24 protein-coding genes and 1 tRNA gene are annotated in these 24,704 nt (G+C 64.2%); 9 read left to right on the top strand and 16 right to left on the bottom strand.

Annotated elements, in window-relative coordinates; genetic code table 11:
• Positions 1 to 20: 20 nt before the first annotated feature.
• The 7 genes from mmsB to A9D15_RS15410 form a co-directional block, all read right to left on the bottom strand.
• Complete coding sequence (mmsB, locus tag A9D15_RS15380) at positions 21 to 890, bottom strand: 3-hydroxyisobutyrate dehydrogenase (protein ID WP_066766597.1); 870 nt, start codon at positions 888 to 890, stop codon at positions 21 to 23.
• 27 nt (positions 891 to 917) lie between these two features.
• Entirely contained in the window at positions 918 to 1,712 is a 795-nt protein-coding gene (locus A9D15_RS15385) for an enoyl-CoA hydratase-related protein (RefSeq protein ID WP_066766600.1), read from the bottom strand.
• Positions 1,709 to 2,764 (bottom strand): enoyl-CoA hydratase/isomerase family protein, encoded by a 1,056-nt coding sequence (locus tag A9D15_RS15390; RefSeq protein WP_066766605.1) that lies wholly within the window; start codon positions 2,762 to 2,764, stop codon positions 1,709 to 1,711. The genes A9D15_RS15385 and A9D15_RS15390 overlap by 4 nt, the downstream gene beginning before the upstream one ends.
• On the bottom strand, positions 2,764 to 3,906 hold the full coding sequence (locus A9D15_RS15395; RefSeq protein ID WP_066766608.1) for an acyl-CoA dehydrogenase family protein: 1,143 nt from the start codon (positions 3,904 to 3,906) through the stop codon (positions 2,764 to 2,766). Before A9D15_RS15395 ends, A9D15_RS15390 begins: the two co-directional genes overlap by 1 nt.
• 30 nt (positions 3,907 to 3,936) lie before the next feature.
• Positions 3,937 to 4,236: an I78 family peptidase inhibitor gene (locus A9D15_RS15400; protein ID WP_066766611.1), complete on the bottom strand. Its 300-nt coding sequence runs from the start codon at positions 4,234 to 4,236 to the stop codon at positions 3,937 to 3,939.
• A complete protein-coding gene (locus tag A9D15_RS15405) occupies positions 4,236 to 4,694 on the bottom strand; it encodes a hypothetical protein (protein WP_066766615.1) in 459 nt (152 codons plus the stop codon). Before A9D15_RS15405 ends, A9D15_RS15400 begins: the two co-directional genes overlap by 1 nt.
• 80 nt (positions 4,695 to 4,774) lie before the next feature.
• Complete coding sequence (locus tag A9D15_RS15410) at positions 4,775 to 6,196, bottom strand: aldehyde dehydrogenase family protein (RefSeq protein WP_066766618.1); 1,422 nt, start codon at positions 6,194 to 6,196, stop codon at positions 4,775 to 4,777.
• Between the two features lie 217 nt (positions 6,197 to 6,413).
• Here A9D15_RS15410 and A9D15_RS15415 point away from each other — a divergent pair, with 217 nt between their 5' ends.
• Positions 6,414 to 7,310, top strand: coding sequence for a LysR family transcriptional regulator (locus A9D15_RS15415; RefSeq protein ID WP_066766620.1), 897 nt, complete (start codon positions 6,414 to 6,416; stop codon positions 7,308 to 7,310).
• Positions 7,311 to 7,350: 40 nt separating this feature from the next.
• Here the strand turns inward: A9D15_RS15415 and A9D15_RS15420 are convergent, their stop codons facing one another.
• Complete coding sequence (locus A9D15_RS15420; protein ID WP_066766622.1) at positions 7,351 to 7,680, bottom strand: DUF3297 family protein; 330 nt, start codon at positions 7,678 to 7,680, stop codon at positions 7,351 to 7,353.
• A gap of 113 nt (positions 7,681 to 7,793) precedes the next feature.
• Here A9D15_RS15420 and A9D15_RS15425 point away from each other — a divergent pair.
• A tRNA-Val gene (locus tag A9D15_RS15425) sits at positions 7,794 to 7,868 on the top strand.
• Between the two features lie 34 nt (positions 7,869 to 7,902).
• Here A9D15_RS15425 and A9D15_RS15430 read toward each other — a convergent pair.
• The 7 genes from A9D15_RS15430 to A9D15_RS15460 are packed head-to-tail and all read right to left on the bottom strand — an operon-like array spanning position 7,903 to position 14,953.
• Entirely contained in the window at positions 7,903 to 10,101 is a 2,199-nt protein-coding gene (locus tag A9D15_RS15430; RefSeq protein WP_066766626.1) for a xanthine dehydrogenase family protein molybdopterin-binding subunit, read from the bottom strand.
• The gene (locus A9D15_RS15435) at positions 10,098 to 11,051 is read right to left on the bottom strand and encodes an FAD binding domain-containing protein (protein WP_066766644.1); all 954 of its coding nucleotides are present in this window, start codon (positions 11,049 to 11,051) and stop codon (positions 10,098 to 10,100) included. The genes A9D15_RS15430 and A9D15_RS15435 overlap by 4 nt, the downstream gene beginning before the upstream one ends.
• Positions 11,048 to 11,581, bottom strand: coding sequence for a 2Fe-2S iron-sulfur cluster-binding protein (locus tag A9D15_RS15440; RefSeq protein WP_082924531.1), 534 nt, complete (start codon positions 11,579 to 11,581; stop codon positions 11,048 to 11,050). Before A9D15_RS15440 ends, A9D15_RS15435 begins: the two co-directional genes overlap by 4 nt.
• Before the next feature lies 1 nt (position 11,582).
• Positions 11,583 to 12,179, bottom strand: coding sequence for a nucleotidyltransferase family protein (locus A9D15_RS15445; RefSeq protein WP_066766652.1), 597 nt, complete (start codon positions 12,177 to 12,179; stop codon positions 11,583 to 11,585).
• 40 nt (positions 12,180 to 12,219) lie between these two features.
• Positions 12,220 to 12,816, bottom strand: a complete 597-nt coding sequence (locus A9D15_RS15450; protein WP_066766655.1) for an FMN-binding negative transcriptional regulator — start codon at positions 12,814 to 12,816, stop codon at positions 12,220 to 12,222.
• Positions 12,813 to 13,769, bottom strand: coding sequence for an alpha/beta hydrolase (locus A9D15_RS15455; RefSeq protein ID WP_066766658.1), 957 nt, complete (start codon positions 13,767 to 13,769; stop codon positions 12,813 to 12,815). The genes A9D15_RS15450 and A9D15_RS15455 overlap by 4 nt, the downstream gene beginning before the upstream one ends.
• Positions 13,766 to 14,953, bottom strand: coding sequence for a PepSY-associated TM helix domain-containing protein (locus A9D15_RS15460; RefSeq protein WP_066766666.1), 1,188 nt, complete (start codon positions 14,951 to 14,953; stop codon positions 13,766 to 13,768). Before A9D15_RS15460 ends, A9D15_RS15455 begins: the two co-directional genes overlap by 4 nt.
• Before the next feature lie 336 nt (positions 14,954 to 15,289).
• On the opposite strand from A9D15_RS15460, the gene A9D15_RS15465 reads away from it, so the two are divergent.
• Together A9D15_RS15465 and A9D15_RS15470 are read left to right on the top strand one after the other, a co-directional pair.
• Positions 15,290 to 17,488, top strand: coding sequence for a TonB-dependent siderophore receptor (locus tag A9D15_RS15465; RefSeq protein ID WP_066766668.1), 2,199 nt, complete (start codon positions 15,290 to 15,292; stop codon positions 17,486 to 17,488).
• Positions 17,489 to 17,664: 176 nt separating this feature from the next.
• On the top strand, positions 17,665 to 20,748 hold the full coding sequence (locus A9D15_RS15470) for an amidohydrolase family protein (RefSeq protein WP_066766670.1): 3,084 nt from the start codon (positions 17,665 to 17,667) through the stop codon (positions 20,746 to 20,748).
• On the opposite strand, the gene A9D15_RS15475 is transcribed toward A9D15_RS15470, so the two are convergent.
• Positions 20,717 to 21,496, bottom strand: coding sequence for an AraC family transcriptional regulator (locus A9D15_RS15475; RefSeq protein WP_066766672.1), 780 nt, complete (start codon positions 21,494 to 21,496; stop codon positions 20,717 to 20,719). The genes A9D15_RS15470 and A9D15_RS15475 overlap by 32 nt on opposite strands.
• Before the next feature lie 157 nt (positions 21,497 to 21,653).
• On the opposite strand from A9D15_RS15475, the gene A9D15_RS16665 reads away from it, so the two are divergent.
• From A9D15_RS16665 to A9D15_RS15495, 5 genes are all read left to right on the top strand, one after another.
• Entirely contained in the window at positions 21,654 to 21,821 is a 168-nt protein-coding gene (locus tag A9D15_RS16665) for a hypothetical protein (protein WP_156521819.1), read from the top strand.
• A gap of 5 nt (positions 21,822 to 21,826) precedes the next feature.
• Positions 21,827 to 22,252: a hypothetical protein gene (locus A9D15_RS15480; RefSeq protein WP_066766677.1), complete on the top strand. Its 426-nt coding sequence runs from the start codon at positions 21,827 to 21,829 to the stop codon at positions 22,250 to 22,252.
• Positions 22,249 to 22,440, top strand: coding sequence for a helix-turn-helix transcriptional regulator (locus A9D15_RS15485; protein WP_066766992.1), 192 nt, complete (start codon positions 22,249 to 22,251; stop codon positions 22,438 to 22,440). Before A9D15_RS15480 ends, A9D15_RS15485 begins: the two co-directional genes overlap by 4 nt.
• A gap of 81 nt (positions 22,441 to 22,521) precedes the next feature.
• The gene (locus A9D15_RS15490) at positions 22,522 to 23,619 is read left to right on the top strand and encodes a YjgN family protein (RefSeq protein WP_066766679.1); all 1,098 of its coding nucleotides are present in this window, start codon (positions 22,522 to 22,524) and stop codon (positions 23,617 to 23,619) included.
• 5 nt (positions 23,620 to 23,624) lie between these two features.
• Entirely contained in the window at positions 23,625 to 24,695 is a 1,071-nt protein-coding gene (locus tag A9D15_RS15495; RefSeq protein WP_066766681.1) for a M48 family metallopeptidase, read from the top strand.
• The last annotated feature ends 9 nt before the right edge of the window (positions 24,696 to 24,704 follow it).

Genomic DNA, 24,704 nt, shown 5'->3' on the forward strand with positions numbered 1-24,704 from the left:
CGTGTGAGCGGGGCGGCCGCTTACAGCGTCGTGAAGATCGAACCGAAGTCCTTGCCGCCCAGACCGGCCTTGTCGGCTTCCTCGTAGATCTCGGTCGCCTTACGGCCCAGCGGGACCTTTGCATCGCTCGCATCGGCAGCCGCCATGGCGAGGCGCAGGTCCTTCAGCATCAGCGCGACGGCGAAACCGCCGGCATAGTCATTGTCGGCAGGGCTGGCTGCGCCGACATTCGGAACCGGGGTGTAGTCGTTCAGCGACCAGCAGTAGCCGGTCGACTTCGAGCTGATGTCGTAAAACGTCTGCGGGTCGAGGCCGTTGCGTTCGGCCAGCTTCATCGCCTCGCAAGTGCCGACCATATGGGCGGCGAGCAGCATGTTGTTACACATCTTGGCAACCTGCCCCGCCCCCGCACCGCCAGCGCGGATCACGGCCTTGGCCATCGGTTCGAGAACGGTTTCCGCCTTGGCGACTGCGCTGTCGGTGCCGCCCACCATGAAAGTGAGGTTGCCGCCGTTGGCCGCGGCGATGCCGCCCGAAACCGGCGCGTCGACCATTTCATAGCCTGCGGCAGTCGCGGTCTCGATCATCTCGCGCGCGGTGGCGACGTCGATGGTCGAACAATCGATCAGCAGCGCGCCTGCGGGCGCATGGCCGATCACGTCGCTGGTCAGCACAGACTTCACGATGCCGCCGTTGGGCAGCATGGTGACGACCGCTTCGGCCCCTGCAACGGCTTCGCGAACGTTGGTGAACGTGGCGCAGCCGTTTTCCTTTGCGCGGGCGAGCGCGTCTTCGGACAAGTCGAAGGCGGAAACCTCGTGGCCGGCTTTTGCAAGGTTCGCGGCCATGCCGCCGCCCATGTTGCCAAGGCCGATGAATGCGATTTTCATGTCTTATTCCCTCTCGAGGTCTGCGCCTTAGCGCCCCTTCCAGTTCCCTGCGCGCTTTTCGACGAACGCGGCCATGCCTTCGGCCTTGTCCTCGGTAGCGGTGAGCACCTGGAACATGCGGCGTTCGGCAATCAGGCCCTGATCGAGCGTGGTTTCAAACGCCGTGTTGACCATTTCCTTGTTCATCATCGCGGCCAGCGGCGGCATCGAGGCGATGGTCGCGGCGGTCTTCATCGCGTCCTCAACCAGATCAGCCAGCGGCACGATGCGGGTGACGAGGCCCGAACGTTCGGCTTCCTCGGCGTCCATCATGCGGCCCGTCAGGCACATTTCCATGGCCTTCGCCTTGCCGACCGCGCGGGTCAGGCGCTGCGAACCGCCCATGCCGGGCGCTACGCCAAGCTTGATCTCGGGCTGGCCGAACTTGGCCGTATCGGCAGCGATGATGAAGTCGGCCATCATCGCAAGCTCGCACCCGCCGCCCAGCGCAAAACCGTTCACGGCAGCGATCCACGGCTTGCGAACCTTCTTCACGATGTCGGCGGTCCAGCCGGCGAAGAAATCCTCGATGTAGAAGTCGGCGGCAGGCTTGTCCGACATTTCCTTGATGTCGGCGCCCGCGGCAAAAGCCTTCTCGCCGCTGCCGGTGAGCACCGCGCAAAGCTGCGAGCTGTCAGCCTGAAACTTGGCGAAGGCGTCGGTCAGTTCGGCCAGCACGGTCGAATTGAGCGCGTTCAGCGACTTGGGCCGGTTGAGCGTGATCAGCGTGACCGCGCCGCGCGTTTCGGTGAGGATCGTCTCGTAGGTGGTCTCGGAGCTCATAGCGGTTTCCATTCCTGGTCTGCGGGCAGCGGCGCGTAGAGGCTTTCGACCATTTCTTCGGTCACTTCCTCGGGCGTGGCGGGCTGCCACTGCGGATTGTTGTCCTTGTCGACAAGCAGGGCGCGAACACCTTCGGCAAAGTCGTGGCGCGTGATCGCGCGCGATGCGCCGCGCAGTTCCATCGCCATGTTCTCGGCAAAAGTCTCGCAAGCAGCGCCGAGTTCGAGCTGCTTCAGCACGTTCTTGCAGGCCGACGGGCTTTTCGTGCGTAGCGTTTTCAGTTCCTTGGCCGCCCAATCGCCACCATCCGCCTCAAGCGCGGCGATGATATCTTCAAGGCTGTTCGAAGCGAAAAGGCGGTCGATCAGGTCTAGATTGCCGCTGATCCGCGCAGGCGGCGGAGCGAAGGACTGGCCTTCCAGCGTGCCCTCGATATCTTCCGGGTGCGAGATGATGCGCGCCTTCGCCTCGGAAAGGCGTTCATGCGGCAGGTAGTGCGTCGCAAGGCCTACCGCGAGGCATTCCGCCCCATCCAGCCGCGCGCCCGTAAGGCCGAGGAACTGCCCAAGCCGACCGCGAAGGCGCGACAGGTACCAGCCGCCGCCGACATCGCAGATTAGGCCGATGCCGGTTTCCGGCATGGCGAACTTTGTGTTCTCGGTCGCGACGCGATACTTCGCAGGCTGCGAAATGCCGACGCCGCCGCCCATCGTGATGCCGTCCATGAAGGCGACGATCGGCTTCGGATACGTGAACATCAGGTGGTTCAGCTTGTACTCGACGTCGAAGAAGTGACGCCCGCTGGCACCTTCGTCTTCCAGCGCCGACTTGCGGAGCAGGGTGACGTCGCCGCCGGCGCAGAAACCGCGTCCCTCGGCATGGTCGACGATCACCGCCCTGATGCTGTCATCGTCCTTCCATTCGACCAGCGCGGCGATCATCGCCTCGCACATGTCGAGTGTCAGCGAGTGGATCGCCTTGGGGCGATTGAGCGAAAGGTGGCCCACCGCGCCATGGCGGTGAACGTGAACGTTTTGGGTACTTTCGGTCATTACTTCACGAGGTCCCTGCCGACGATCATGCGCATGATCTGGTTGGTGCCTTCCAGGATCGAATGGACGCGCAAGTCGCGCAGCAGCTTTTCGATCGGGTATTCCTGGAGATAGCCGTAGCCGCCGAACAACTGTAGCGCGCGGTCGACCACTTTCGATCCGGTCTCGGTCGCGATCATCTTGGCCATCGCGGCAAAGCGCGTCTTGTCGGGCGCGCCCTCGGTGACCTTTACCGCCGCCATGTAGAGCAGCGCGCGGGCGGCCTCCAGTTCGGCGGCCATTTCGGCCAGCGTGAACTGCGTATTCTGGAAGTCGGCAATCGCCTTGCCGAACTGCTTGCGGTCCTTCGTATAGGCAATCGCCTCGTCCAGCGCGCGCTGCGCGCCGCCCAGAGAGCAGGCACCGATGTTGAGACGCCCACCGTCAAGGCCCGACATCGCGATGGAGAAGCCCTGCCCCTCCGCGCCGACGAGATTAGCCTTGGGCACCTTGACGTTGTCGAGGTTCAAAGCGGCAGTCGGCTGCGAATTCCAGCCCATCTTCTTTTCCTGCGCGCCGAAGGAAACGCCTTCCATGTCCTTTTCGATCACGACGCAGGAAATGCCCTTCGGCCCATCCTCACCGGTGCGGACCATGGTGACGTAAACCTCGTTCTGGCCGCCGCCGGAGATGAACTGTTTCGAGCCCGAAATTTCCCAGTGGTCGCCCTTGTCGACCGCCTTGGTGCGAAGTGCCGCAGCGTCCGAACCCGACGACGGCTCGGTCAGGCAGTACGAGGCCATGCGGTCCATCGTGATGAGGTCGGGAAGGTAGCGTTCCTTTAGGTCCTGCGACCCGTAAGTGTCGATCATCCACGCGGACATATTGTGGATCGAGATGAAGGCGCTGGTCGAAGGACAGCCATAGGCCATCGCTTCCATGATGAGCGCCGCGTCCAGCCGGCCCAGACCGATACCGCCCGATTCCTCGGAAACGTAGATCGATGCAAAGCCCAGTTCAGCGGCCTGCTTGATCGTGTCGCGCGGGAAGATGTGCTCCTCGTCCCATTCGGCAGCGTGGGGGGTGATGTTGTCGGCGGTGAAACGCTGCGCCATCTCCTGGATGGCGAGCTGGTCCTCGGTAAGGCCGAACTGATCGCTCATGCTATTCCTCTTCTCTCTCCCCCGACAGGTTCAGCCGCAGCTGATCCGATCGATCGTCATATTGTCATCGTAGGACACGGTCAGGCGGTCGGGCCTGAAGTCCATCGTCATCGCGGAACGCGGCGGCGCCCAGCGAAGGATGCGCGCCCCCGTGCTCTCCAGAAGCTGCGCGCCGATTTCGGCCGTCGCAGTCATGCCCAGCATGGCCTGCGCATCGGTCGCATCGCAGGCGCCGTCAGCCCCGACGCGAACGGGTTCCGCCGCTTCGTTCGTGGTGGTCACACATCCCGCCAGAAGGACGGGAGCGGCAAGAAAGGCCAGACGCATCATCAGCCACACCTCTGGTAAGTAAAGGGACCTTGGGCATCACCCGCATCGGTCGAGCGGGTCAATGTCGCACCGTCGAGTGTGAGCGTCTCGGTCCGCGACCACTCCATTCCTTCACCGGTATAGGCGAACTTCGCGACCACGTGGTTCGCGTCACGCTCGGTAACCTGCTCCAGCTTGCCCACACTTTCATAAAAGCGCAGCGAGTTTGAGCTGACTTTCATCAGCCCCTTGGCGTCGCCCGCCTGCGAAGTGCAGTCGGCATCGACCATGCCCCAGCGCCCGCGCAAGGGGGCCGGGATGGTCTGCTCCATTTCGTCGGTCGCGTCCGCGACCGCCGGTTCGGCGGTGTCGGGCGCAGCATTGGCGTCTTGCGTGTTCACGCCCTCGGGCGCGCTCGTATCACCGCAGGCGGTGAGGCCGAGCGCCATCAAACTGATGAGAAGAGCTGTTTTCTTCATGGCAACCTTTCAACGCGTGAACGGCCTGCCCACCCGGATTGCCTGGTGGGCAGGCCGTTTATGTGACTGCGCGCGACGTATCAGATTGCAGCCATGATGTCCTTACCGAACAGTTCTTCATCGCTCGGCAGGGTCTTGGGCGTGGCAAGCGGCTTGGAGACCCACGTTTCGTTGATCAGGTCGCGCCACGTGATGTTGTTGTTTGTGCCGTTACCGCCCCATGATCCGCAGCCCAGCGAGAACGTCTGGCGCATGCCGTTCCACAGGTTGCCCGAGTTGGAGGGCGACTGCGGCTGGTTCACCATGACGCGGCTGGTGCGGGTGCCCTCGGCCAGCTTCATGATGTTCTCGTCCGAGTTGGAATAGATACCGCAGCTGTGGCCCTGGCCCTGATAGGCCTGGATCCGATTGGTCAGCGCGATCGCTTCCTCGATGTCCTTCGCGCGGTAAAGCGCCATCGTCACGGTCATCTTCTCGCCCGAAAACTTGTGCTCGGGGCCGGCGCCGGTTTCGGGGACGATGAAGAACAGCGTACCTTCCGGAATTTCGAAGCCGGCATAGCTGGCGATGAACTCAGCCGGCTGTGCGACGACCTTGGCGTTGATGTGCTCACCGTCTTCCCAGATCGCGTTTTCGAGCTTCTTCTTCTGCTCGTTGTCGAGGACGAGGCCGCCCTGCGCCTTCAGCTTTTCGAGCATTTCGTCGTAGATCGCATCGAACAGGATGACCGAGTTGTCCGAGGAACAGGATGCGGCATTGTCCAGCGTCTTGGAAATGCGGATCTTCTCGGCCGCATCATCCAGATCGGCGGTATCGTCGACGGTGATCACGGCATTGCCGACACCGACGCCCAGCGCGGGGGTTCCGCTCGAATAGGCGGCCGTCACCATCGGCGCACCACCGGTGGCGAGCACGCGGTCGCACTGCTTCATCAGTTCGTTGGTCTTGTTTACCGAGGGAACCTCAATCGCCTGCACCAGATCGGCGGGCGCGCCCATCTTGACGATCGCTTCACGCATTAGATCAACGATCTTCTTGTTCGTCAGCTTGGCGCGCGGGTGCGGCGCGATGATGATCGAGTTGCGGCCCTTGATCGCGCTGATCGACTTGATCACCGGAGTCGCTTCGGGATTGGTCGACGGCGAAAGCGCGCCGATCACGCCAACGGGCTTGGCGATCTTGACGATGCCGCGCTCGGGCATTTCCTCGATGATGCCGACCGACTTGTCGTGGATGATGTCCTGCAGGGTCGCGCGGGTCTTCTTGGCGATCTTGAGGAACTTGCCCTCGTAATTACCAAGCTGCGTTTCATCGACGGTGAACTGCGCGATCTCTTCGGCAACGCCGGGCTTGCAGACGGCCCACACCATGGCGGTGATCAGCTTGTCGACCTGCTCCTGCGTGTAATCGGCGATCTGCTCCTGCGCGATGCGCGAGCGTTCGATCATCGCAGCGATTTCGGCGGCGTCGTCGGTGGGTTCGGTCAGAGTTGCGGTAGCCATGGCAGTATCCTCGGGAAAACTTCAGGTCGTGCTTGCGCGCCCCGGCTTGTTCGGTCGGTGTCTGCGAAGGTGGCAAAATCGCGCCTGCGCGAACATGCGCCGCCAAATCCGGCAACGGTACGAAAGCCAGATGGCATTCGTAATCGTTGCAGACAAGGTTAGATCGTGCAACCTCTACCTGCATTTTTGCAGCCAAGAAGAGAGACGGGTTCTTTCAATGCAACCGATCAACTGGAACGACCTGCAGGATTTCCTCGCAATCGCACGTACCGGGCAGCTGAGCCGTGCTGCAGCTGCGGTCGGCGTCGACGCGACGACGATGGGCAGGCGTCTGCGGCGGCTGGAATCGCGGCTGGGGCGTACCCTCTTTGAACAGACGCGTCAGGGACAGGTTCTGACTGAGGCTGGCGAAGCGATCCTCGCCGAAGTCGAAGGGATGGAGCGTGCGGCGGGCCGCATCGGCGAAGGCGCAGGGGCGGGCGAAGGACCGGTGGGCACGCTGCGGGTTTCGATGTCCGAAGGGTTCGGATCATGGTTCATCGCCGACAACCTCACCGACTTTACCGAGAGTCACCCGCGCCTCATCATCGACCTCGCGATGTCGAGCGGCTTCCTGAGCCCGTCCAAGCGCGAGGCGGACGTCGCCATCGTCCTTTCCCGCCCGCGCGCAGGGCCACTGATGGCGGGCAAGCTGTCGGATTACGCGCTGCGGCTTTACGCATCGCCCGCCTATCTCGCGTCGCACGGGCGTCCGGAGAAAATCGAGGACTTGGCGCGCCACCGCAGGCTGGTCGGCTATGTCCCTGACCTGCTGTTTGCGCCTGAGCTACGCTACCTGAGCCGCCTGCACCCCGATCTGGAGCCGAGCCTCAGGTCCACCAGCATCAACGCGCAGCACCGCCTGATCGCGGCGGGCGCGGGGATGGGCGTGCTGCCTTGCTTTATCGGGGATCAGGACCCCGCGCTCGAACCGGTGCTGCCCGATAATCGCATTACCGGCAGCTTCTGGCTGGTGACGCACAAGGACACACACCAGCTGGCGCGCGTGCAGGCTTTTCGGAATTGGCTGACCCGGATCGTGCGCCGCAAGCGCAACCAGTTGCTTCCAGCCTGATGGCGACCACCTGCGCGATTGCAGGCGGCACGCCGTTTCGTCAGGCCTTGGCGATGGGCGCTTCGTCGCCGAGGTCTTCGTACCACGCCTCGACCGGGCCGTTCAGCTTGATGGTCAGCGGGTTGCCCTTGCGGTCCATAGACTTGCCAGCCTGGACGCGAACCCAACCTTCGGAAATGCAGTATTCCTCGATGTTAGTGCGGACCGTGCCCTTGAAGCGGATGCCGACGCCGCGGCGCAGCTTATCGGCATCGAAATGCGCGCTGCGCGGGTTGATGGCCAACCGATCGGGGGGCACGTCGTTCGCGGCGGGCGCGACTTCGGCTGCGGTTTCGGCGTTCTCTACGGGCGTGTTTTCGTCTTCGCTCATGGTCTGCGGCCTCTAATCTCAAGCACGCGCTTGTCAATCGCTGCGCGCTCTGGCAAAGGCGCGCCTCTGTTGGCGGACGGGGGCGATTCACTCCCCGCGAGATACCCGCGAACGGGCGCGTAGCTCAGTGGTAGAGCACACCCTTCACACGGGTGGGGTCGCAAGTTCAATCCTTGCCGCGCCCACCATTCCCGCCGGGAATGCCCTTCACCCACATTGCCATCATACCGGGTCGGGCAAGCCCGCGAGGATGTCTTCAACCACCATCGGTACCTTGCGCAGGCGATGGCCGGTGGCGTTATAGACAGCATTCGCGATCGCGCCGCCAACACCGCACAGGCCCAGTTCGCCCACGCCGTGCGCCTTCATCGGATTGCCGTGCGGATCGACGTCGTCCAGGAACACGCAGTCCTGGTGCGGGATATCGGCATGGACCGGCACTTCATAAAACGCGAGGTCGTGGTTGATGAAACAGCCATAGCGTTCGTCGACCACCAGCTTTTCCGACAGCGCAGCGCCAACACCCATCGTCATCGCGCCGATGACTTGCGAGCGCGCGGAAACGGGATTGAGGATGCGCCCTGCCGAACATACCGCCAGCATCCGGCGCACGCGGACTTCGCCGGTGTAGCTGTCCACGCCCACTTCCACGAAATGCGCGCCGAACGTGCCGAAGGCATGAGTATCGCTTTGCCCGAAGTCGATCTTGCCTTCGGCCGATACCGGCCCGTCCGCCACCGCGTCGAGCAGCGAACAGACGCGGTTGCCCGACCGGACTTCGCCGTCCTCGAACTCGGCCCGCTCCTCATCAAGCGAGAGACGCTGCGCGATCTCGCGGCGCAAGTTGACGCAGGCGACATAGAGGCCCGAAGTCGAACTGGAGGCACCCCACTGGCCGCCCGAACCTGCCGATTTCGGAAATGCGGAATCGCCAAGGCGAACGTCCACGCGGTCGACCGGGACGCCCAGCATTTCACCTGCCGTCTGGGCAAGGATCGTGTAGCTGCCGGTACCGATGTCGGTCATATCGGTTTCGACCGTAATGCGCCCGTTGGTCTCCAACCGGACCGCCGCGCCCGATGCACTGCGCAGGGCCGCGCGGTAGGCGGTGGCGACGCCCATGCCCACGAGCCACTTGCCCTCGCGCCGCGTGCCCGGCGCCTGCCGCCCGCTCCAGCCGAACCGTTCGGCCCCGTCCTGCAGGCAACGTACGAGATGGCGGTTCGAGAACGTCTTTTTCGGCTGGCTGGGATCGACCTGACTGTCGTTCATGACGCGCAATTCAATGGGGTCGAGCCCGAGTTTTTCGGCCAGTTCGTCCATCGCGATCTCGACCGCGATCGAACCGACCGCATCACCGGGCGCCCGCATCGCATTGCCTTCGGGCAAGTCGAGGTGGCCCATGTGATCGGCCATCAAACGGTTCGGTCCCGCATAGACCGATCGGCTGGACAGCACGGTCGATTCGGGATTGCCGCCCTCGACATTGCCGCTCCACCCTTCATGACCGAACGCCTCGATCTTACCGTCGGCGCGCGTGCCGATGCGCAGCCGCTGGATCGTTTCGGGCCGGTTGATCGTGTTGTTGAAGATGAGCCCGCGCGGCATCACGACTTTCACCGGACGCCCCGTCTTGCGCGCAGCAAGAGCGGCAAGGATCGCGTCGGCATGCGCCCAGAGCTTCGCCCCGAAACCACCGCCGATATAGGGCGAGAGGACGCGGACCCGGCTCTCGTCGATTTGCAGCATCGAGGCCATGCTGCTGCGCGTTGTCGCGATCATCTGGTTCGCGGTCCAGAGCGTCAGACCATCTCCTTCCCACTGCGCGATGCTGGCAAAAGGCTCGATCATCGCGGGCGAGTGGGCCGCCGTGCGGTATTCCTGGTCGAACTGCACTTCGGCAGCTTCGAAAGCCGCTTCGAAATCGCCAACCCGCGTTTCGCCCGGGCCGCCGAACGCACCGCAGACTTTTGCATCGGCGCGCACGCCGTCGAGGCTGAACGCGCCGGCCTCGGCCTCGTAATCCACTTCCACCAGAGCGGCAGCGCCACGCGCTGCCTCGAACGTCTCGGCGATCACGACGCCGAGCGCCTGGTGGTAGTGCTGAACCTGCGGCCCGCCGACGAGCTTCACGGTCTTGCCGTTGGCCGTGCCGTTGATGTCGAAATTCTCGAACGTCAGGACATCTACGACGCCAGCCGCGCTCTTTGCCTTTGCGGTGTCGATTGCGGTCACCGTGCCCTTGGCGATGGTAGCCGGGATAATGAACCCGTGCAGCAGGCCGGGGAGGCCGTCGTGCCATTCGGCGGCATAAGTCGCCCGGCCCGTGGTCTTCAGCGGACCGTCGACGCGGGCGTGAGGTCGACCGACGACGCGGCCGGTGTCGATGGGCGTGTCGCCCATGGGTGCATCGAACTTCATGCGCGGGCCTCCTTCGCTTCGGCGAGCACGGCGGCAATGGTCCGCGTGGCGAGATCGATCTTGAACGCGTTATCCTCCTGCGGACGCGCGCCTTCGAACAGGGCGGCGGCAACGGCCTTTGCGCCGTGCGGAATGGCCGCATCGGCACCTTCGCTCGCCCAAGGACGCGGCGCGACGCCGCCCAGCGCGATGCGACCCGTTCCGTCGGGCTGGATCACGGCGGCGACCGAAACCAGTGCGAAGGCATAGGACGAACGGTCGCGCACCTTGCGGTAATAGTGCGTACCGCCCGCAGGCGGCGGCAGGACGACCGCGATGATCAGTTCACCCGGCTCTAAAGCGAATTCCCTGACGGGTAGCGTATCACCGGGGAGCTGGTGGAACTCCGCAATCGGTATGGTGCGCGTCCCGCCGCCGGGTGCTGCGACTTCGACCCCTGCGTCCAGAACGCGCAGCGCCACGGCCATGTCGCCGGGGTTCTGGCACAGGCACAGATCGCTCGTCCCGATGACGGCAAGCGTGCGGCTGTGCCCGTCCTGCGCGGAGCAGCCCGACCCCGGATCGCGCTTGTTGCAGGCGAGCGCGGTGTCGTAAAAATAGGGGCAACGCGTGCGCTGCATGAGGTTGCCGGCAGTCGTGGCGCGGTTGCGGATCTGGCCCGATGCGCCGGCAAGGATTGCGCGGGCGAGCACGGCATAATCGGCGATGATCCGGCTGTCAGCGGCAAGATCGGAATTGCGCACCAGCGCCCCGATCCTCAGCCCGCCTTGAGCCGTCGGCTCGATCGTATCCATCCCCGCACGATTCAGGTCGACCAGCCGGTCCGGCGTCACGATCTGCAGTTTCATGTGGTCAAGCAGGTTGGTCCCGCCCGCCACGAAACTCGCGCCCGCACCGGCGGCCAGCGCTTCATCCGCGCTCGTCACGCGGTCGTAAGTGAAAGCCTTCATGCGCTCTCTCCCGCGACTTCGCAGATGGCGTCGATAATGTTGGGATAGGCAGCGCAGCGGCAAAGATTCCCGCTCATCCGCTCGCGCAGTTCCATGTCGGTCAGCGCCGGGGCAGAAAGGTCATCGGTAACGTGGCTGGCACGGCCTTCGGACAGTTCGGCCAGCACCGCGACGGCCGAACAGATCTGGCCCGGTGTGCAATAGCCGCACTGCATCCCGTCGTGTTTAACGAAAGCGGCCTGCATCGGGTGCATGTCCTCGGGCGAGCCGAGACCCTCGATGGTCGTCACCTCGTCCCCGTCGTGCATCGCGGCAAGCGAGAGACAGGAATTGACCCGCCGACCGTTCACCAGGACCGTGCAGGCGCCGCACTGCCCATGATCGCAGCCCTTCTTGGTACCGGTGAGATGGAGGTGTTCGCGCAACGCATCAAGAAGGCTGGTCCGCGTGTCGAGGATCAGCGTCTGCTGCTCGCCATTGACGGTAAAGCTGACATCGACGGTCGGGATGCTCGCTGTGGGGCCTGTCATGTCAATCGTCTCCCAGGGAGGGCTTTGCTTTTAAGGATGTGGTCCGCAGGGTTTCCAGATCTGCCGGAGTGTCCACATCGAACGCTTCAGCGGCGGAAAGTTCCAGAGCTCTTGCATGGCGCAGCAAGGATTGCGCACCGCGATCGCCTGACAGTGCGCGCAAGTCGCTGTACTGTCTCATCCCGAAGAGCGCCGGTGGCTGCGGCCTGCCCTCGACAATCGTGGCAACGGGCTCGCCCTCGAAAGCCGCGATCAGCGCATGGATATGCGCGGCGGGCACGCAGGGCATGTCGGCAAGCGCGATCAGCACGCCAGCGATGTCGCGATCCGCAACCGCTGCCACCCCGGCGGCTATCGAAGCCGAGAGCGCCGGCTCGTCGGCATCGGGGGCAACAATCTCGAAGCCGAGACCAGCGAAGTCGGGTGCATTGGCACCGGAAACCGCGATGTGCGCGGCAAACGGGATTTCCTTCAGCGTCGCGGCAGTATGGAGGCCGAGCGGCTTGCCATCCAGCGGCGCGAGCAGTTTCCCGCCCCCGAAACGCCGCCCTTCCCCGGCCGCGAGGAGGATGCAGGCGATGTCGGATGGATCGGTCACGAAAGGATGACTAGCACGGCCAGCGCCGCCGTCCAGTCGGTCAGCCTGCGCTTTTCGGCCAGTAGCGGTGCATCCAGTCGGTCAGCGGGTGATCGCCCATCGCGCCCAGCATCGCGGCAAAGTCTTCCGGCGCCTCGTCCTGCCCCAGCTTGAAGCGCGGCTCCATCCGGTCGATCGTGGCGCGATATCCGATGACGCGGGCAAGCAGGTCGTCGATGCGGCTGGCAAGACCGTCCGTCGTCCAGCCGTCCGGGCCTTCCATGTGCCGCGTCAGCGCCTCGATCGCGGGGCGTGTCATACCCTCGTCGAAGACCGTGCGCGCGGTAATGCGGGCCGATGCGAAGTTCCACGTCGGTCCCCAGTCGTCGCGCCCGACCATGGCGGGGCTCATGTACCGGTTCGGTCCGAGCACGAGGAACAGCGCCCGCCCGTCGGCATTCAGGGTCGCGGTGGTCGGCGCGCGGCGCGGCAAGTGGCCGAGAAACGAGACAGGCTCGCCCTCCCCGTCCCGCTCGATCACGACCGGCATCAGCATGCACGACGCCGGATCGGATACCGGGACGATCCAGCATAGCGGCATGGCATCGACGAGGCTCGCGACATCGCGCGGACCGATCGCTTCAAAAGCGCTATTCATTGCGACCAGACCGCCTTCAGCCAATCCGACGCCTCATCCAGCGCGCGTTCGGCAAGCGGCGAAATGCTCATCGCCTCGAGGAAACTGTGCGTTGCACCGGCGTAGACTTTTGCTGTCACGTCGCTTCCCGCGGCCATCAGCTTTTCGGCGACGACCATGTTCTCGTCGGCAAGGATGTCGCATTCGGCGATGCACAGGAATGCGGGCGGGAGGTCGTGGAATTCGCCGTGGAGCGGGGTCGCCAGCGGATCGGGCCCGCGCTCTTCCCCGCGATAGTTGCGCCAGAACCAGTCCATTTCGTCCGGCGTCAGCATATAGGCGTCACTGCCGTAACGGTCATGGCTGGCGCGGCGGGTTTCATCGAACGCGCCGTAGTTCAGCAGCATAGCGCGCGGCATCGGGAGTCCGCGATCGCGGGCCAGCATCGAGACGGCCAGCGACAGGTTCGCACCTGCGCTGTCGCCGCCTACGGCGACGCGGGCAGGGTCGATGCCGACCCTCTCACCACTTACCGCGATCCATTGCAGAACCTCGGCCAGCTCCTCGAGCGCGCGGGGGAAGGGGTTTTCGGGCGAGAGACTATAGTCGATGCCCAGCACTGCGCCCCCGCTGCGCGCGGCATATTCACGCATCAGCCGGTCATGCGTATCGAGGCTGAAGTTCGTCCAGCCGCCGCCGTGGATGTAGATCAGGACCGGCAGGCGATCGGCGACGACGGGCCGGTAGTGGCGCACACGGATCAGCGAAGGACCTATTCGGAATTCGGACGTGTCGGCCATTTCCGGCCCGCCAGCGCGCCATGGTGCGCGTACCTCCTCGGCGATCTCGCGCATACGGGGGATGGTGAGGTCTTCGCCTTCCGACAGGCGCGCATAGGCCTCGTTCGCGATGCGAACGAATTTGCGGATGTCGGGGTCGATGTCGCTACCGGGAAGGGCCGTGTTCTCGTTCATGCACGGACTTCCTTCTGTGCGCGCTGCCGCCTGCGCTGCGCGACGCGCGAGCGACGTTTCTTGAGCCATAAGTAGAGGCCGGTCGCCGACTGGCCGAACGTGACCAGGCCCAGCACGAAGACGATCAGCAGGCTGGCGAAGCCAAAGATCTCGCCGCTGTGAAGCGGATAGGCGACGCGGATCATCACAAGACCGGCCGTATCGTTGTAGGGATCGACCTGGTGGCGCCACTGGCCGTTGTCGGCGTCGAAGTAGTGATCGACGGGGCCGAGCTTTTCATAGGACAGCACGCCATCGGGCGAGAATTTCACGCCGTACATGTTCCAGTCGGGCATGTAGAGCATTCGCGCCGGCTCCCACTCCAGGCCGACCTCACGGGCATGGGACTCGGCAAACGGCAGGGCTTCTGCAAAAGTCAGCTTCGCGGTCGCGCCTTCGGGATAGGGCGGGTCCTCGTCGAACAGGTCGTGCTCGAGCGGGGAGATCGCTGTGACCGTCGGCGCATAGAACTCGCCCCAGAAATTGAGCGCGACCGATGTCGCGGCAAGCAGCAGGATAAAAGGCAAAAGCCAGAGTCCGCTCGCCCGGTGCAGGTCGAGCAGGAGACGCGGCGTCGCGCTCGACCGGCGGAATTGCCAGTTGCGCCGCCACTGCTTCCAGAACGCGCCGCGCTCGGGAAACGTGAGGTAAAGCCCGACGAGCGAGAGCACGAACCACAGCGCCGCGACCGCGCCCAGCAACCAGCGGCCCCACGTGCCTGCCAGCAGGTCGAAGTGGAATTCGGCAACGCCGTTCACGAAGCCGTGGCGGGTCATCGCAGGCGCCCTGTCGCGCGTGCCGACGACCTCGCCGCTGACGGGCGTGAGGAATACTTCGTCATAAGCGGGCGCGATTTCGCCGGGCTTTGCGCCGACCTCGACCGGGATCGAACGGCCCGGCTCGGTAATCAGCGGGAAGCCGAGCACCTGTATTCGAGGATTGCGCTGCGCCCAGGCATCGACGGCAGCGACATTGTCGGCTGACGACATGCCCTGAGCAGCAGGCGCGGCATAAAGATCGGCATTGAGCGCTCGGTCGATCGGGCCGCGAAAGACAAGGACGCATCCGGTCAGCGCCGCAAGCGACAGGAACAGCAGGCAGGCCAGCCCGCAATAGCGATGCACCTGAAGCAGGAATGCCCGCATCGTCCGTACTGTCCTTTCCGTTCGCGCCCGTCGAAGCGGCCAAGCGGCCGCCAGTTTCCCCGACGCAGCCTATCGAAAGACGCAGCGAGAGCCACGACCTGACGGGCCGCTCTTTATCGCCATAGGGACAAGTCTTCACTGTTGCAAACGACTATCAATAGCTATAGTGGCGCATTCGTCACACAGATCAATCAAGCAACATCACGTGGCCGTTTCGCAACGATCAATGGCCCAACCACGCGAACGGGCCGTATCAAGCTGTGGTTATGTTGCAGAAGCGAAATAATTGGCGGCCGTATCGGATCGGCGGACGCCCGCTCAGCGAAAGGGGAAGTCATGACCTACTCCAACCGTCTCGCCGCAGGATGCGCCAAAGCGGCCATCGCCCTGCCGCTTCTCGCAGCCGCCGCCCCCGCCCTTGCGCAAAACGCGACGGACCAGAGCCGTCTCGAAACGGTCGAGACGATGGAAGACGGTGAGCGGGTCATCATCGTCACCGCCGACGCCTACGTCCCCGAAGGCAGCGTAACGGCGACCAAGAGCAACATCCCTCTCGTTGAAACGCCCCAGTCGGTCAGCGTGGTCAGCCGCGATCAGATCGACCTTCTGAACTTCATCGATGCGCAGCAGGCCGTGCGCTATGTCGCGGGCGCCACGGGCGAGAACTACGGCCCCGACCTTCGCTTCGACTTCATCCAGATCCGCGGCTTCACGCCCAAGCAGTTCATCGATGGTCTGGCGACACCTGTCACCACCACGATCTTTTCGAGCGGCGTCGATCTCTACGCTTTCGAAAGCCTCGACATCCTGAAGGGTCCGGCCTCGGTTCTTTACGGCAACTCGCCCCCGGGCGGCATCTACAACCAGACCAGCCGCCGCCCCGAAAGCGAGTTCAACGGCGAGATCGCGCTGAAGTACGGTACCGACGACTACAAGCAGGTCGCGACCACGTTTACGGGCGCTGCGAACGAGATGCTCGACCTTCGCCTGACCGCGCTTTACCGCGACCGCGAGGCGGAGCGTGACGGCGTGGAGGCGGAACGTTTCTACATCGCACCTGCCGCCACCGTGCACATCGGACCGGCCACGACGCTGACCGGCCTCGGTTACTATCAGTACGACGAAACCCGCGGCGACACGAACGGCTTCCTGCCTGCCGCCGGCACCCTGCTCGACAATCCGAACGGCGAGATCGGCCGCGGCACCAATCTGGGAGAGCCCGACTACAACCGGTACGAGCGCAAGCAGTGGGGCCTCGGCTTCGAACTCGCGCACGAGTTCAGCGACGATGCTGGCGCGACGATCAACGCCAAGTGGTCGGACTACGACGAATATCAGCAGATCATCTACGGCTCGTACTTCGCCGATGCCGATATGCGGACCGTCGGCCGGTCGAGCTTTCCCTATGCCGAGAACGTTCAGAGCTTCGCCATCGACAATCGCCTCGACGCCAAGGTCTATACCGGCGATGTCGAGCACACCCTGCTAGCCGGTCTCGACTATCGCAACGTGCGCAACTTCGCGGCCTATGGCTTCGGCTTTGCCAGCAACATCGACCTTTACGATCCGGTCTATGGCGTCGGTGCGCCTTACGACACGCCGGAACTCGCCACCCGCTACAACGAACAGCGCCTGCGCCAGACCGGCGTCTATGCGCAGGACCAGATCGCGCTTGGCGGCCTGCGACTGCTGCTTTCGGGCCGCTACGACTGGGTGAAGAGCGACTACATCGCCCCGTTCACTCCGGTCGAAGGCGACTATGACCGCACCGAACAGAAGTCGAAGAAGTTCACGTATCGCGCCGGTGCAAGCTACGTCACCGAAGGCGGTTTCGTGCCCTACATCTCCTATGCCACCAGCTTCGAGCCGGTGCTGGGCGGTGACGCGGTGACCGGCGATGCCTTCACACCCACGACGGGCAAGCAGATCGAAGGCGGCATCAAGTACGATGCGCGCGGACTGTCCGAAGACATCGACCTGTTTGCAACCGCCGCGATCTACCAGATCAAGCAGAAGAACGTCGTCGCCACGCTCTCCGGTCCGGCCCTGCCCGTCTTTGGCGAGCAGATCGGCGCGGTGAAAGTTACCGGCGGCGAGCTGGAGTTCGTCGCCCGCATCCGCGAACAGCTCGCGATCAACGGTGCCTACAGCTATACCGACAGCGAAATCACCGACAGTAACAACGCCGACGAAATCGGCGCACCGCTTCCGGTGACGCCCAAGCACAAGGTCTCGCTTTTCGCCGACTACACCTTCCAGCGCGGCGCCCTTGCCGGTTTCGGATTCGGCGCAGGCGTTCGCTATACCGATGGCAGCGCAGGCGCCCTGCCCAGCTTCTTCGAGCCGGTGGTCTACACGAGCGATAGCGCGACGCTGTTCGACGCGATCGTGCACTACGACACGCCGAACTGGCGTTTCGCGGTCAACGGGTCCAACGTGTTCGACAAGAAATACGTCGCGCGCTGCGCCGCCACGTTCAACTGCAACTTTGGGGCCGGTCGCCAGGTCATCGGCACTGCCACCTACAAGTTCTGACACACCCCCGGAGACTTGAATTGAACAGAACCCGGAGGCTGGCGCTCTCTCTTGCTGGCCTCCTCGCTGCCTGGCCTGGCATTGCCCTCTCTGACGGACCGGCACACCCGCCAGAGCGAACGACTGGCACAGGGGCGGTACCGGCCCATCCCCCCAGCGGGCTTGCACCGACCCCCATGGCCAGGCCGGGCCAGACCCTGCCGATGCAGCCTGCGCGCGAGATCGCATTCACGGTTGACGAAGGCACCGCGCTCCAGCCCGACCTGTCGTCCGATGGCACGACGATCGTCTTTGGCATGCTGGGCGATCTCTACACCCTGCCCGCCAAGGGCGGCACGGCCCGCGCCATCACGCGCGGCATGGCGATGGACACGCAGCCCGTGTTCTCGCCCGACGGAAAATGGATCGCGTTCCTGTCCGACCGGTCGGGCGCGGAGAACCTCTGGCTGATCCGCCCCGACGGCAGCGGCGCGCGGCAGGTCTCACTCTACGATGACGACCCGATCTTCACCTCGCCTGCGTGGAGCGCGGACGGCAAGGCGATTTACCTCTCGCGCTATCGGCCCGACCGGAATGCCTATGCACTCTGGCGCTTTGACCTGGACGGAGACCCGCTGGGCGAAGTGGTGGTCGGGAACCGTGTCGAGGGCAGCGAAACCTTGCGGCACGCGATGGGCGCGGTCGCCTCGCGCGATGGCAAGTGGCTCTACTATGCCGCGCACGAAGGCGGGCTGGATCTTGCCGAACCGATCGAGTGGCGGATCGTGCGCCGCGACCTTGCCAGCGGCGAGGTCGAACTACTGGTAAAGGCGGTGGGCGACGTCCGTCTGGGCAAGGTGCAGTCGAGCGCGTTTCGGCCCATCCTCTCGCACGACGGCAAGACGCTCGCCTATGTTCAGCGCAGGCCGGGCACGACGGTGCTGCGCGTGCATGACCTCGCCTCGGGCAAGGAGCGTGATCTGGCCGTGCTCGACATGGATTCGCTGCAGGCTTCGTACTGGAGCGATGCGGCCCCGGGGTTCAGCTTCACGCCCGACGACAAAGCGATCATCTATTCGCAAGGCGGCAAGCTGCGACGCGTTGCGCTCATGGACGGGGCAAGCGCGGTCGTGCCGTTCACGGCGCAAGTAGAGGCCGAGCTGGGCCCACTGACCCGCGCACCGACGCGGGTCGGGACCGGGCCGGTCCATGCGCGGATCATCCAGGCACCTGCTCTGTCGCCTGACGGGTCGACTGTTGCCTTCAGCGCGCTGGGCAAGGTCTATACGATGCCCCTCGCAGGCGGCGCTCCGGTTATCGTGGCACCCGACCTGCCGCCTCAGTTCCACCCGTCATGGTCGCGCGACGGGCAAACCCTCTATCTCGTCAGCTGGACCGCAGATGACGGCGGCCATGTCTGGAAGATCGATCTTTCCAACGGCAAAGCCAACCGCCTGACCGATCTCGACGCGTTCTACACGCACCCCGTCGAGGCACCTGACGGCAGCGTTCTGGCGGTCCGCTCCTCCACCGGCGACAGGCTGGCGAGCTATGTCGAGTTCGGCCAATTCCGCGAGGCGGAGCTTGTGAACCTCTCCACCGGCAAAGTGCTCGCCAGCGGCTCCATCGGCGGCACCCCACATTTTCTGGCCGACGGCACCCTGCTCGTGAACCGTCCCGACAGTGTCTATCGCGTGTCGGACGGCCAGCGGCTGGTCTCGGTCCAAGGCCCGAACTGGTACTTCGCCGAAGGCCCTGCGCAGGCCGACGACATTCGCGTCAGCCCCGATGGCCGCCACGCGCTGGCCCAGATCGCACAGCAGGTTCACCTCGTCCGGATCCCCGAAGACGGCACCGTCTCGCTGACTTCGAACCAGAACGAGCAGTTGAGCGATGTCGGCGCAGACTATTTCGGCTGGTCGGACGATGGGCGCCGCGTGTTCTGGTCGGTCGGCTCGACAGTCTTTTCGCGGGACGTGGACGGCGGCCCGGTCGCCAGCGCGAAGGTCGACGTCACCCTGCCCCGCGACATTCCGCAAGGCCGTATCCTGCTGACCGGCGCGACCGCGATCACGATGGGGCCGCAAGGCACGATCGAAAATGCCGATATCCTGATCGAGAACGACCGCATCGCAGCCATCGGACCGCGTGGCTCGATTGCCGTTCCCGCAGGGACCGAGCGCCGCGATATCGCAGGCCGCTTCGTCACCCCCGGCTTCATCGACGTGCACGACCACGTCGCCGACATTCGCCGCGACGTGCTCGACTTCAAGCCTTGGGGGCCGGCTGCGAACCTCGCCTATGGCGTGACGACTGCGTTCGACCCCTCGACGCTGACGATCGACATGCTCGCCTATCAGGATGCAATCGACGCGGGGCTGACCACGGGCTCGCGCATATTCTCGACCGGCACGGCGATCTTCTCGTTCAACGACTTCCGCTCGCGCAATGAAGTTCGCAACGTGCTGACCCGCTACCGCGATCACTACCGCCTCTCGAACATCAAGATGTACCGTTCGGGCAATCGCCGGGTGCGCCAGTGGATCGCGGAAGAATCGCTCGCGCTCGGGCTACAGCCGACAACAGAGGGCGCGCTGGCGATGAAGCTCGACCTGTCGCAGATCATCGACGGCTATTCGGGCAACGAACACGCGATCCCGCCGCCCGCGCTATACGACGATGTCGTGCAGCTTCTGGCGCGCAGCGGGACGAGCTACGACCTCACGCTGCAGATCACCCACGGAGGATATCCGGCGCAGGACTGGTTCATCACGCGCAAGGCGCCGCATGGCGACGTGAAATACGCGCGGCTCGCCCCAGGCTGGTTCCGCGATCAGAAGTTCTTCCAGCGCGAATGGGTCGACGATGCAGGCTTCAACTTCCCGACCGTCGCGGCCAGCCTCGCCAAAGTCGCGCGCGCAGGCGGGCTGGTCGCCATCGGCGCGCATGGCGAAGTACCGGGGCTCGGCACGCACTGGGAGATGCAGGCCCACGCGATGGGAGGCATGACGCCCGAGGAAATCCTGACCGCGGCCACCATCGGGGGCGCGCGAACGATCGGGCGCTCGGCGGATCTTGGCTCTTTGGAAGCGGACAAGCTTGCCGATCTCGTGATCCTCGAAAAGGACCCCCGCCTCGACATCGCCAACACGCTCAGCCTTTCTGAAGTCATGAAAGGCGGGCGGCTTTACGATGCTGGCACGCTGGCCCCGATCTGGCCCGGAGAAGGCGAACCGATACGCTTCTGGTTCAGCCCGCCTCGTCCTCGCGCGGCTGATTGATGAAGGCGCTGGGCGGCATGCCGAAGACCTTGTGGAAGGTCGCGGTAAAAGCGCTCGGGCTCTCGTAACCGACTTCGAAGGCGACGACGGCCACCGACTTTCCCGCCTCCAGCATCGGGATTGCCGCCATCAGACGGACCTGCTGTCGCCAGGTCGCCAGCCCCGCGCCCGTTTCGCGCCGGAATGCGCGGGTGAAAGTACGCCGCCCCATCGCGGCAAGCGATGCCCATGAGTCGAGATCGCGTTGGTCGGCAGGGTTGTCGATCAGGGCTTGGCACACGCGCAGCAGGCGTTCGTCCTGCGGCATGGGCAGATCGCTGGGCGTCACCGCCATGCGGCGGATTTCGGATAGCAGAAGGCGGGCGATGTTCCCCTCGCGCGCGTCCATGTCGTAAGTCGGCTCGAACTGACCGACCTCGAAAACCAGCGCGCGGACAAGGTCCGACACTTCGATCACGCGGGCGGTCTGCGGATCGGGGTCAAGTTCTGGATCGATGTAGAGCGTGTAGGCAGACACCGGCCCGCGGCATTGCACTTCGTGTTCGGTCCCCGCCGGAATCCAGATCGCGCGGCGCGGAGGCAGCATGAACAGCGCCTCGTCCGCCGAAACCATCATCACGCCCGAATTGCAGTAAGTCAGCTGCGAGCGCGAATGGCTGTGCCGAGGGTCCAGCATGCCGGCCGGATATTCGTCGGCAAAGCCCATGATCGGGCGGCTGGCAAGCGGGTAGTCGGCAGAGTGCTTCATGCGTGTGGATCCGAGAGGAACAGCCACCTTTGCGCCCCATGGCCGCCGCGTCAATCGCACCGCACATCCGCGATACCGTGACATGTCAATGTTCCTTGACACTACACCAGACAAAATGTAAATGTCACTTTACATAAGGTCAAAGGAGCTTGCTATCATGAGAACCGGTCATGCCATCTTCCTCGGCGGTCTCGTCATCGCCGTTGCCGTGCTCGACGTGCTCGAAATCCTGCCCTCGGGTTCGGCCAGTGCCGCCTTGCTGTTCGCCCCTGCGCTTGCTGTTGCGGGTCGCGGCCGCTCGGCCTGCGGCTTGCGTCGGGCCTGATCGAAATGAACAAGCCTACGCGCACTCCTGCCTACAAGCGGTACTTCCGCCGTCACCTCGTGCTGACGGCGGCATACCTGCTGGCGGTCTTTCTGACGTCGCGCTTCGTGCCCGACGATGCGGAGCCGACGCCGCTTTTCGTGGCGCTCGCGCTCCTGCCCGGTATCGCCGTCATCGGCTGGATATGGGCGATGGGCCGCCTTCTGGTCGAACTGGATGACGAATTCATGCGTATGCTCGAGGTGCGCAAGTTCATCGTCGCCACCGGCGTCACGCTCGGCCTTACCAGCGTGTGGGGCATGGTCGAGCTTTATACCACCGTCCCGCGCATCCCGATCTTCTTCGTCTTTCCGATCTGGTGCGCAGGCCTGATGATCGGTACCATCGTCAACCGCTTCGCCTTTGGCACCGACACCGGGTGCCCGCGGTGAAGAACCGGCTCAAGGTCCTGCGCGCAGAGCGTGACTGGAGCCAGCAGGCACTGGCCGACCGGCTGGAGGTTTCGCGGCAAAGCGTGAACGCAATCGAGACCGGCAAATACGATCCATCCCTGCCGCTCGCGTTCCGGATCGCGGAGGTCTTCGGCCTCCCGATTGAGGAAATCTTCATGCCCCGCTGACAAGAAACGCCCGCGTCTTGACTTCCCTGCAACGCGCTGGGAACGATGGACGCGGGATTATTCAGGGGTCGCAAGAACAACATGGACGAAGAACAGGCGGAATCCGCCTTCGGTTTTCACGGAACCTGGCGCGAATTCGCGCCGATCGCCTTCACCAACCTGCTGCTGATCATCGTCACGCTCGGCATCTACCGTTTCTGGGCCAAGGCGCGCGAAAGACGTTACTTGTGGAGCAGGACGCGCTTCATCGACGAGCGGCTGGAATGGACCGGCACGGGGCTTGAGCTGTTCCTTGGCGGCATCGTCGTCCTGTTGGCGTTCGTCATCCCCTATATCGTGATGACGCAAGTCTCGCAGGCGATGATCATGCGCGGGCAGACCGCGATCGGCGTGGCGCTGTTCGTCGTGCCGCTTCTGGCGCTGTTCTATCTCATGGGCGTCGCCCGCTTCCGCGCCATCCGCTATCGGCTCGGCCGCACCAACTGGCGCGGCATTCGCGGCGGCAGCAACGACAATGGCTTCCGCTACGGCTGGTCCTACATGTGGAAGACGACGCTGGGTTACCTCGCCTTCGGCCTCGGCGTGCCATGGGCGATGGTGTCCTTGTGGAACGAGCGCTGGCGCTCGATGAGCTTCGGGCCCATGGACTTTACCTGCAGCGCGGATTTCTCGCCGCTGATGAAGCGGTACCTGCTGTTCTATTTCAGTCCGTTTCTCGCGATCCTCGTCGCCGCGGCCGCGATGTTCGCCATCGCGCTGGGTTTCGCGGTGGACTTCGACGGTGCCGGCGGGTTCGATCCTGAAGAACCGCCGATCGGATTTGTCGCCGCGGTCGTCGTCGCGCTTTTCCTGTTCTACTTCGTGCTCGGCTTCATCTGGCTGGTTTATTTCGCCAAGTTCTACCGTGTGGTCGTGGGCCACATGGCTCTGGGCGATCTGGAGTTCGAGTTCGATGCCAGGACCAAGGACTGGATCAAGCTGGGCCTTGGTGACGTCGCGCTTGTCATCCTCACGCTCGGCATCGGGTTCGTCTTCCTCGGCTACCGCCACTGGAAGTTTTTCGTGACGCACATGCAGGCCTATGGCGAAGTCAACGTCGACGATCTGACGCAGTCGACCACCAAACGTGCCCGCCACGGTGAAGGCCTGCTCGATGCGTTCGACATGGGGGCGATCTGATCGCCATGTTCGAACGGAGCGAAATCCCCGCGTTCTGGTACGACGGCTACAGCGCCCGCCGGCACGAGGGGCTGGTGGAGTGGAGCGGCGGCGACACCCTTCTGCTGCGCGCCCATGACGGCGAACTGATGGAAGTCGCGATAGACGACCTCATTTTCGTCGAGCGCGGGGTGATGGACGGGTCCTATTCGCGCAAGGCCGACGACGGGTTCCGCCTCTCGTTCACCGGCACCGTCCCCGAAGACCTCGCGCAGCGCCTGCCCAGCGGTCAGAAATTCGGCAAGTGGATCGATCGCCTGGGCCTGCCCAAGGCGGCGGCGCTTTTCGCCGGAATCAGCGCCGTACTGATCGCGATCGTCATGACCGCGCCGACCTGGCTCGGCCCGCGCGTTCCCGCCAGTTGGGAGCGGAAGATGGGCGATGCCATGATCGGCGATCTGGGCAACCGGCTGTGTCACACGCCTCAGGCGGACGCCGCGCTCGCCAAACTGGTCGACGAACTCGACCCAGAACGCCCTGTGACCCGCGTGGGTATCGCCAATGTCGACATGATCAACGCCGTCGCACTTCCCGGCGGGCAGGTGCTGATCTTCGACGGGCTGCTGCAGGAAGCGGAAAGCGCGGACGAACTGGCCGGTGTCGTCGCGCACGAAATCGGCCACGTGCGCGAACGGCACGTGATGCAGGCCCTGCTGCGTCAGTTCGGGCTTTCGGTTCTTTTGGGCGGGATCAATTCCGATCTCGGCAGTTCGATCTTCGGCATTGCATCGATGAGCTATTCGCGCGAGGCGGAGCGTGAGGCGGACGCGTTTTCGCGCAAGCAGCTTGCCGCCGCGGACATATCGCCCGCCGGAACGGCAGAGTTCTTCGAATACCTGAAGGACGAAAGCGGGGATTCCCCCGAATGGGTGGGCTGGGTCGCCAGTCACCCAATGCCGGCAGAGCGTGAAGAGGCGTTCCGCAATGCGGTCGTGAAGGGCAAACGCTACAAGCCCGCGCTGACCGATGCCGAGTTCACCGCGCTGCAGGAAGCGTGCGAGAAAGACCCCGACACCGAGGAATTCAGCTTCTTCTGACGCACAGCT

The organism is Croceicoccus pelagius (genome assembly GCF_001661915.1).
Lineage (GTDB): Bacteria > Pseudomonadota > Alphaproteobacteria > Sphingomonadales > Sphingomonadaceae > Croceicoccus > Croceicoccus pelagius.

What these genes read in the sequence shown, in the direction of transcription:
- mmsB (WP_066766597.1), bottom strand. Translation starts at nt 890, where the DNA reads ATGAAAATCGCATTCATCGGCCTTGGCAACATGGGCGGCGGCATGGCC.
- A9D15_RS15385 (WP_066766600.1), bottom strand. Translation starts at nt 1,712, where the DNA reads ATGAGCTCCGAGACCACCTACGAGACGATCCTCACCGAAACGCGCGGC.
- A9D15_RS15390 (WP_066766605.1), bottom strand. Translation starts at nt 2,764, where the DNA reads ATGACCGAAAGTACCCAAAACGTTCACGTTCACCGCCATGGCGCGGTG.
- A9D15_RS15395 (WP_066766608.1), bottom strand. Translation starts at nt 3,906, where the DNA reads ATGAGCGATCAGTTCGGCCTTACCGAGGACCAGCTCGCCATCCAGGAG.
- A9D15_RS15400 (WP_066766611.1), bottom strand. Translation starts at nt 4,236, where the DNA reads ATGATGCGTCTGGCCTTTCTTGCCGCTCCCGTCCTTCTGGCGGGATGT.
- A9D15_RS15405 (WP_066766615.1), bottom strand. Translation starts at nt 4,694, where the DNA reads ATGAAGAAAACAGCTCTTCTCATCAGTTTGATGGCGCTCGGCCTCACC.
- A9D15_RS15410 (WP_066766618.1), bottom strand. Translation starts at nt 6,196, where the DNA reads ATGGCTACCGCAACTCTGACCGAACCCACCGACGACGCCGCCGAAATC.
- A9D15_RS15415 (WP_066766620.1), top strand. Translation starts at nt 6,414, where the DNA reads ATGCAACCGATCAACTGGAACGACCTGCAGGATTTCCTCGCAATCGCA.
- A9D15_RS15420 (WP_066766622.1), bottom strand. Translation starts at nt 7,680, where the DNA reads ATGAGCGAAGACGAAAACACGCCCGTAGAGAACGCCGAAACCGCAGCC.
- A9D15_RS15430 (WP_066766626.1), bottom strand. Translation starts at nt 10,101, where the DNA reads ATGAAGTTCGATGCACCCATGGGCGACACGCCCATCGACACCGGCCGC.
- A9D15_RS15435 (WP_066766644.1), bottom strand. Translation starts at nt 11,051, where the DNA reads ATGAAGGCTTTCACTTACGACCGCGTGACGAGCGCGGATGAAGCGCTG.
- A9D15_RS15440 (WP_082924531.1), bottom strand. Translation starts at nt 11,581, where the DNA reads ATGACAGGCCCCACAGCGAGCATCCCGACCGTCGATGTCAGCTTTACC.
- A9D15_RS15450 (WP_066766655.1), bottom strand. Translation starts at nt 12,816, where the DNA reads ATGAATAGCGCTTTTGAAGCGATCGGTCCGCGCGATGTCGCGAGCCTC.
- A9D15_RS15455 (WP_066766658.1), bottom strand. Translation starts at nt 13,769, where the DNA reads ATGAACGAGAACACGGCCCTTCCCGGTAGCGACATCGACCCCGACATC.
- A9D15_RS15460 (WP_066766666.1), bottom strand. Translation starts at nt 14,953, where the DNA reads ATGCGGGCATTCCTGCTTCAGGTGCATCGCTATTGCGGGCTGGCCTGC.
- A9D15_RS15465 (WP_066766668.1), top strand. Translation starts at nt 15,290, where the DNA reads ATGACCTACTCCAACCGTCTCGCCGCAGGATGCGCCAAAGCGGCCATC.
- A9D15_RS15470 (WP_066766670.1), top strand. Translation starts at nt 17,665, where the DNA reads ATGGCCAGGCCGGGCCAGACCCTGCCGATGCAGCCTGCGCGCGAGATC.
- A9D15_RS15475 (WP_066766672.1), bottom strand. Translation starts at nt 21,496, where the DNA reads ATGAAGCACTCTGCCGACTACCCGCTTGCCAGCCGCCCGATCATGGGC.
- A9D15_RS16665 (WP_156521819.1), top strand. Translation starts at nt 21,654, where the DNA reads ATGAGAACCGGTCATGCCATCTTCCTCGGCGGTCTCGTCATCGCCGTT.
- A9D15_RS15480 (WP_066766677.1), top strand. Translation starts at nt 21,827, where the DNA reads ATGAACAAGCCTACGCGCACTCCTGCCTACAAGCGGTACTTCCGCCGT.
- A9D15_RS15490 (WP_066766679.1), top strand. Translation starts at nt 22,522, where the DNA reads ATGGACGAAGAACAGGCGGAATCCGCCTTCGGTTTTCACGGAACCTGG.
- A9D15_RS15495 (WP_066766681.1), top strand. Translation starts at nt 23,625, where the DNA reads ATGTTCGAACGGAGCGAAATCCCCGCGTTCTGGTACGACGGCTACAGC.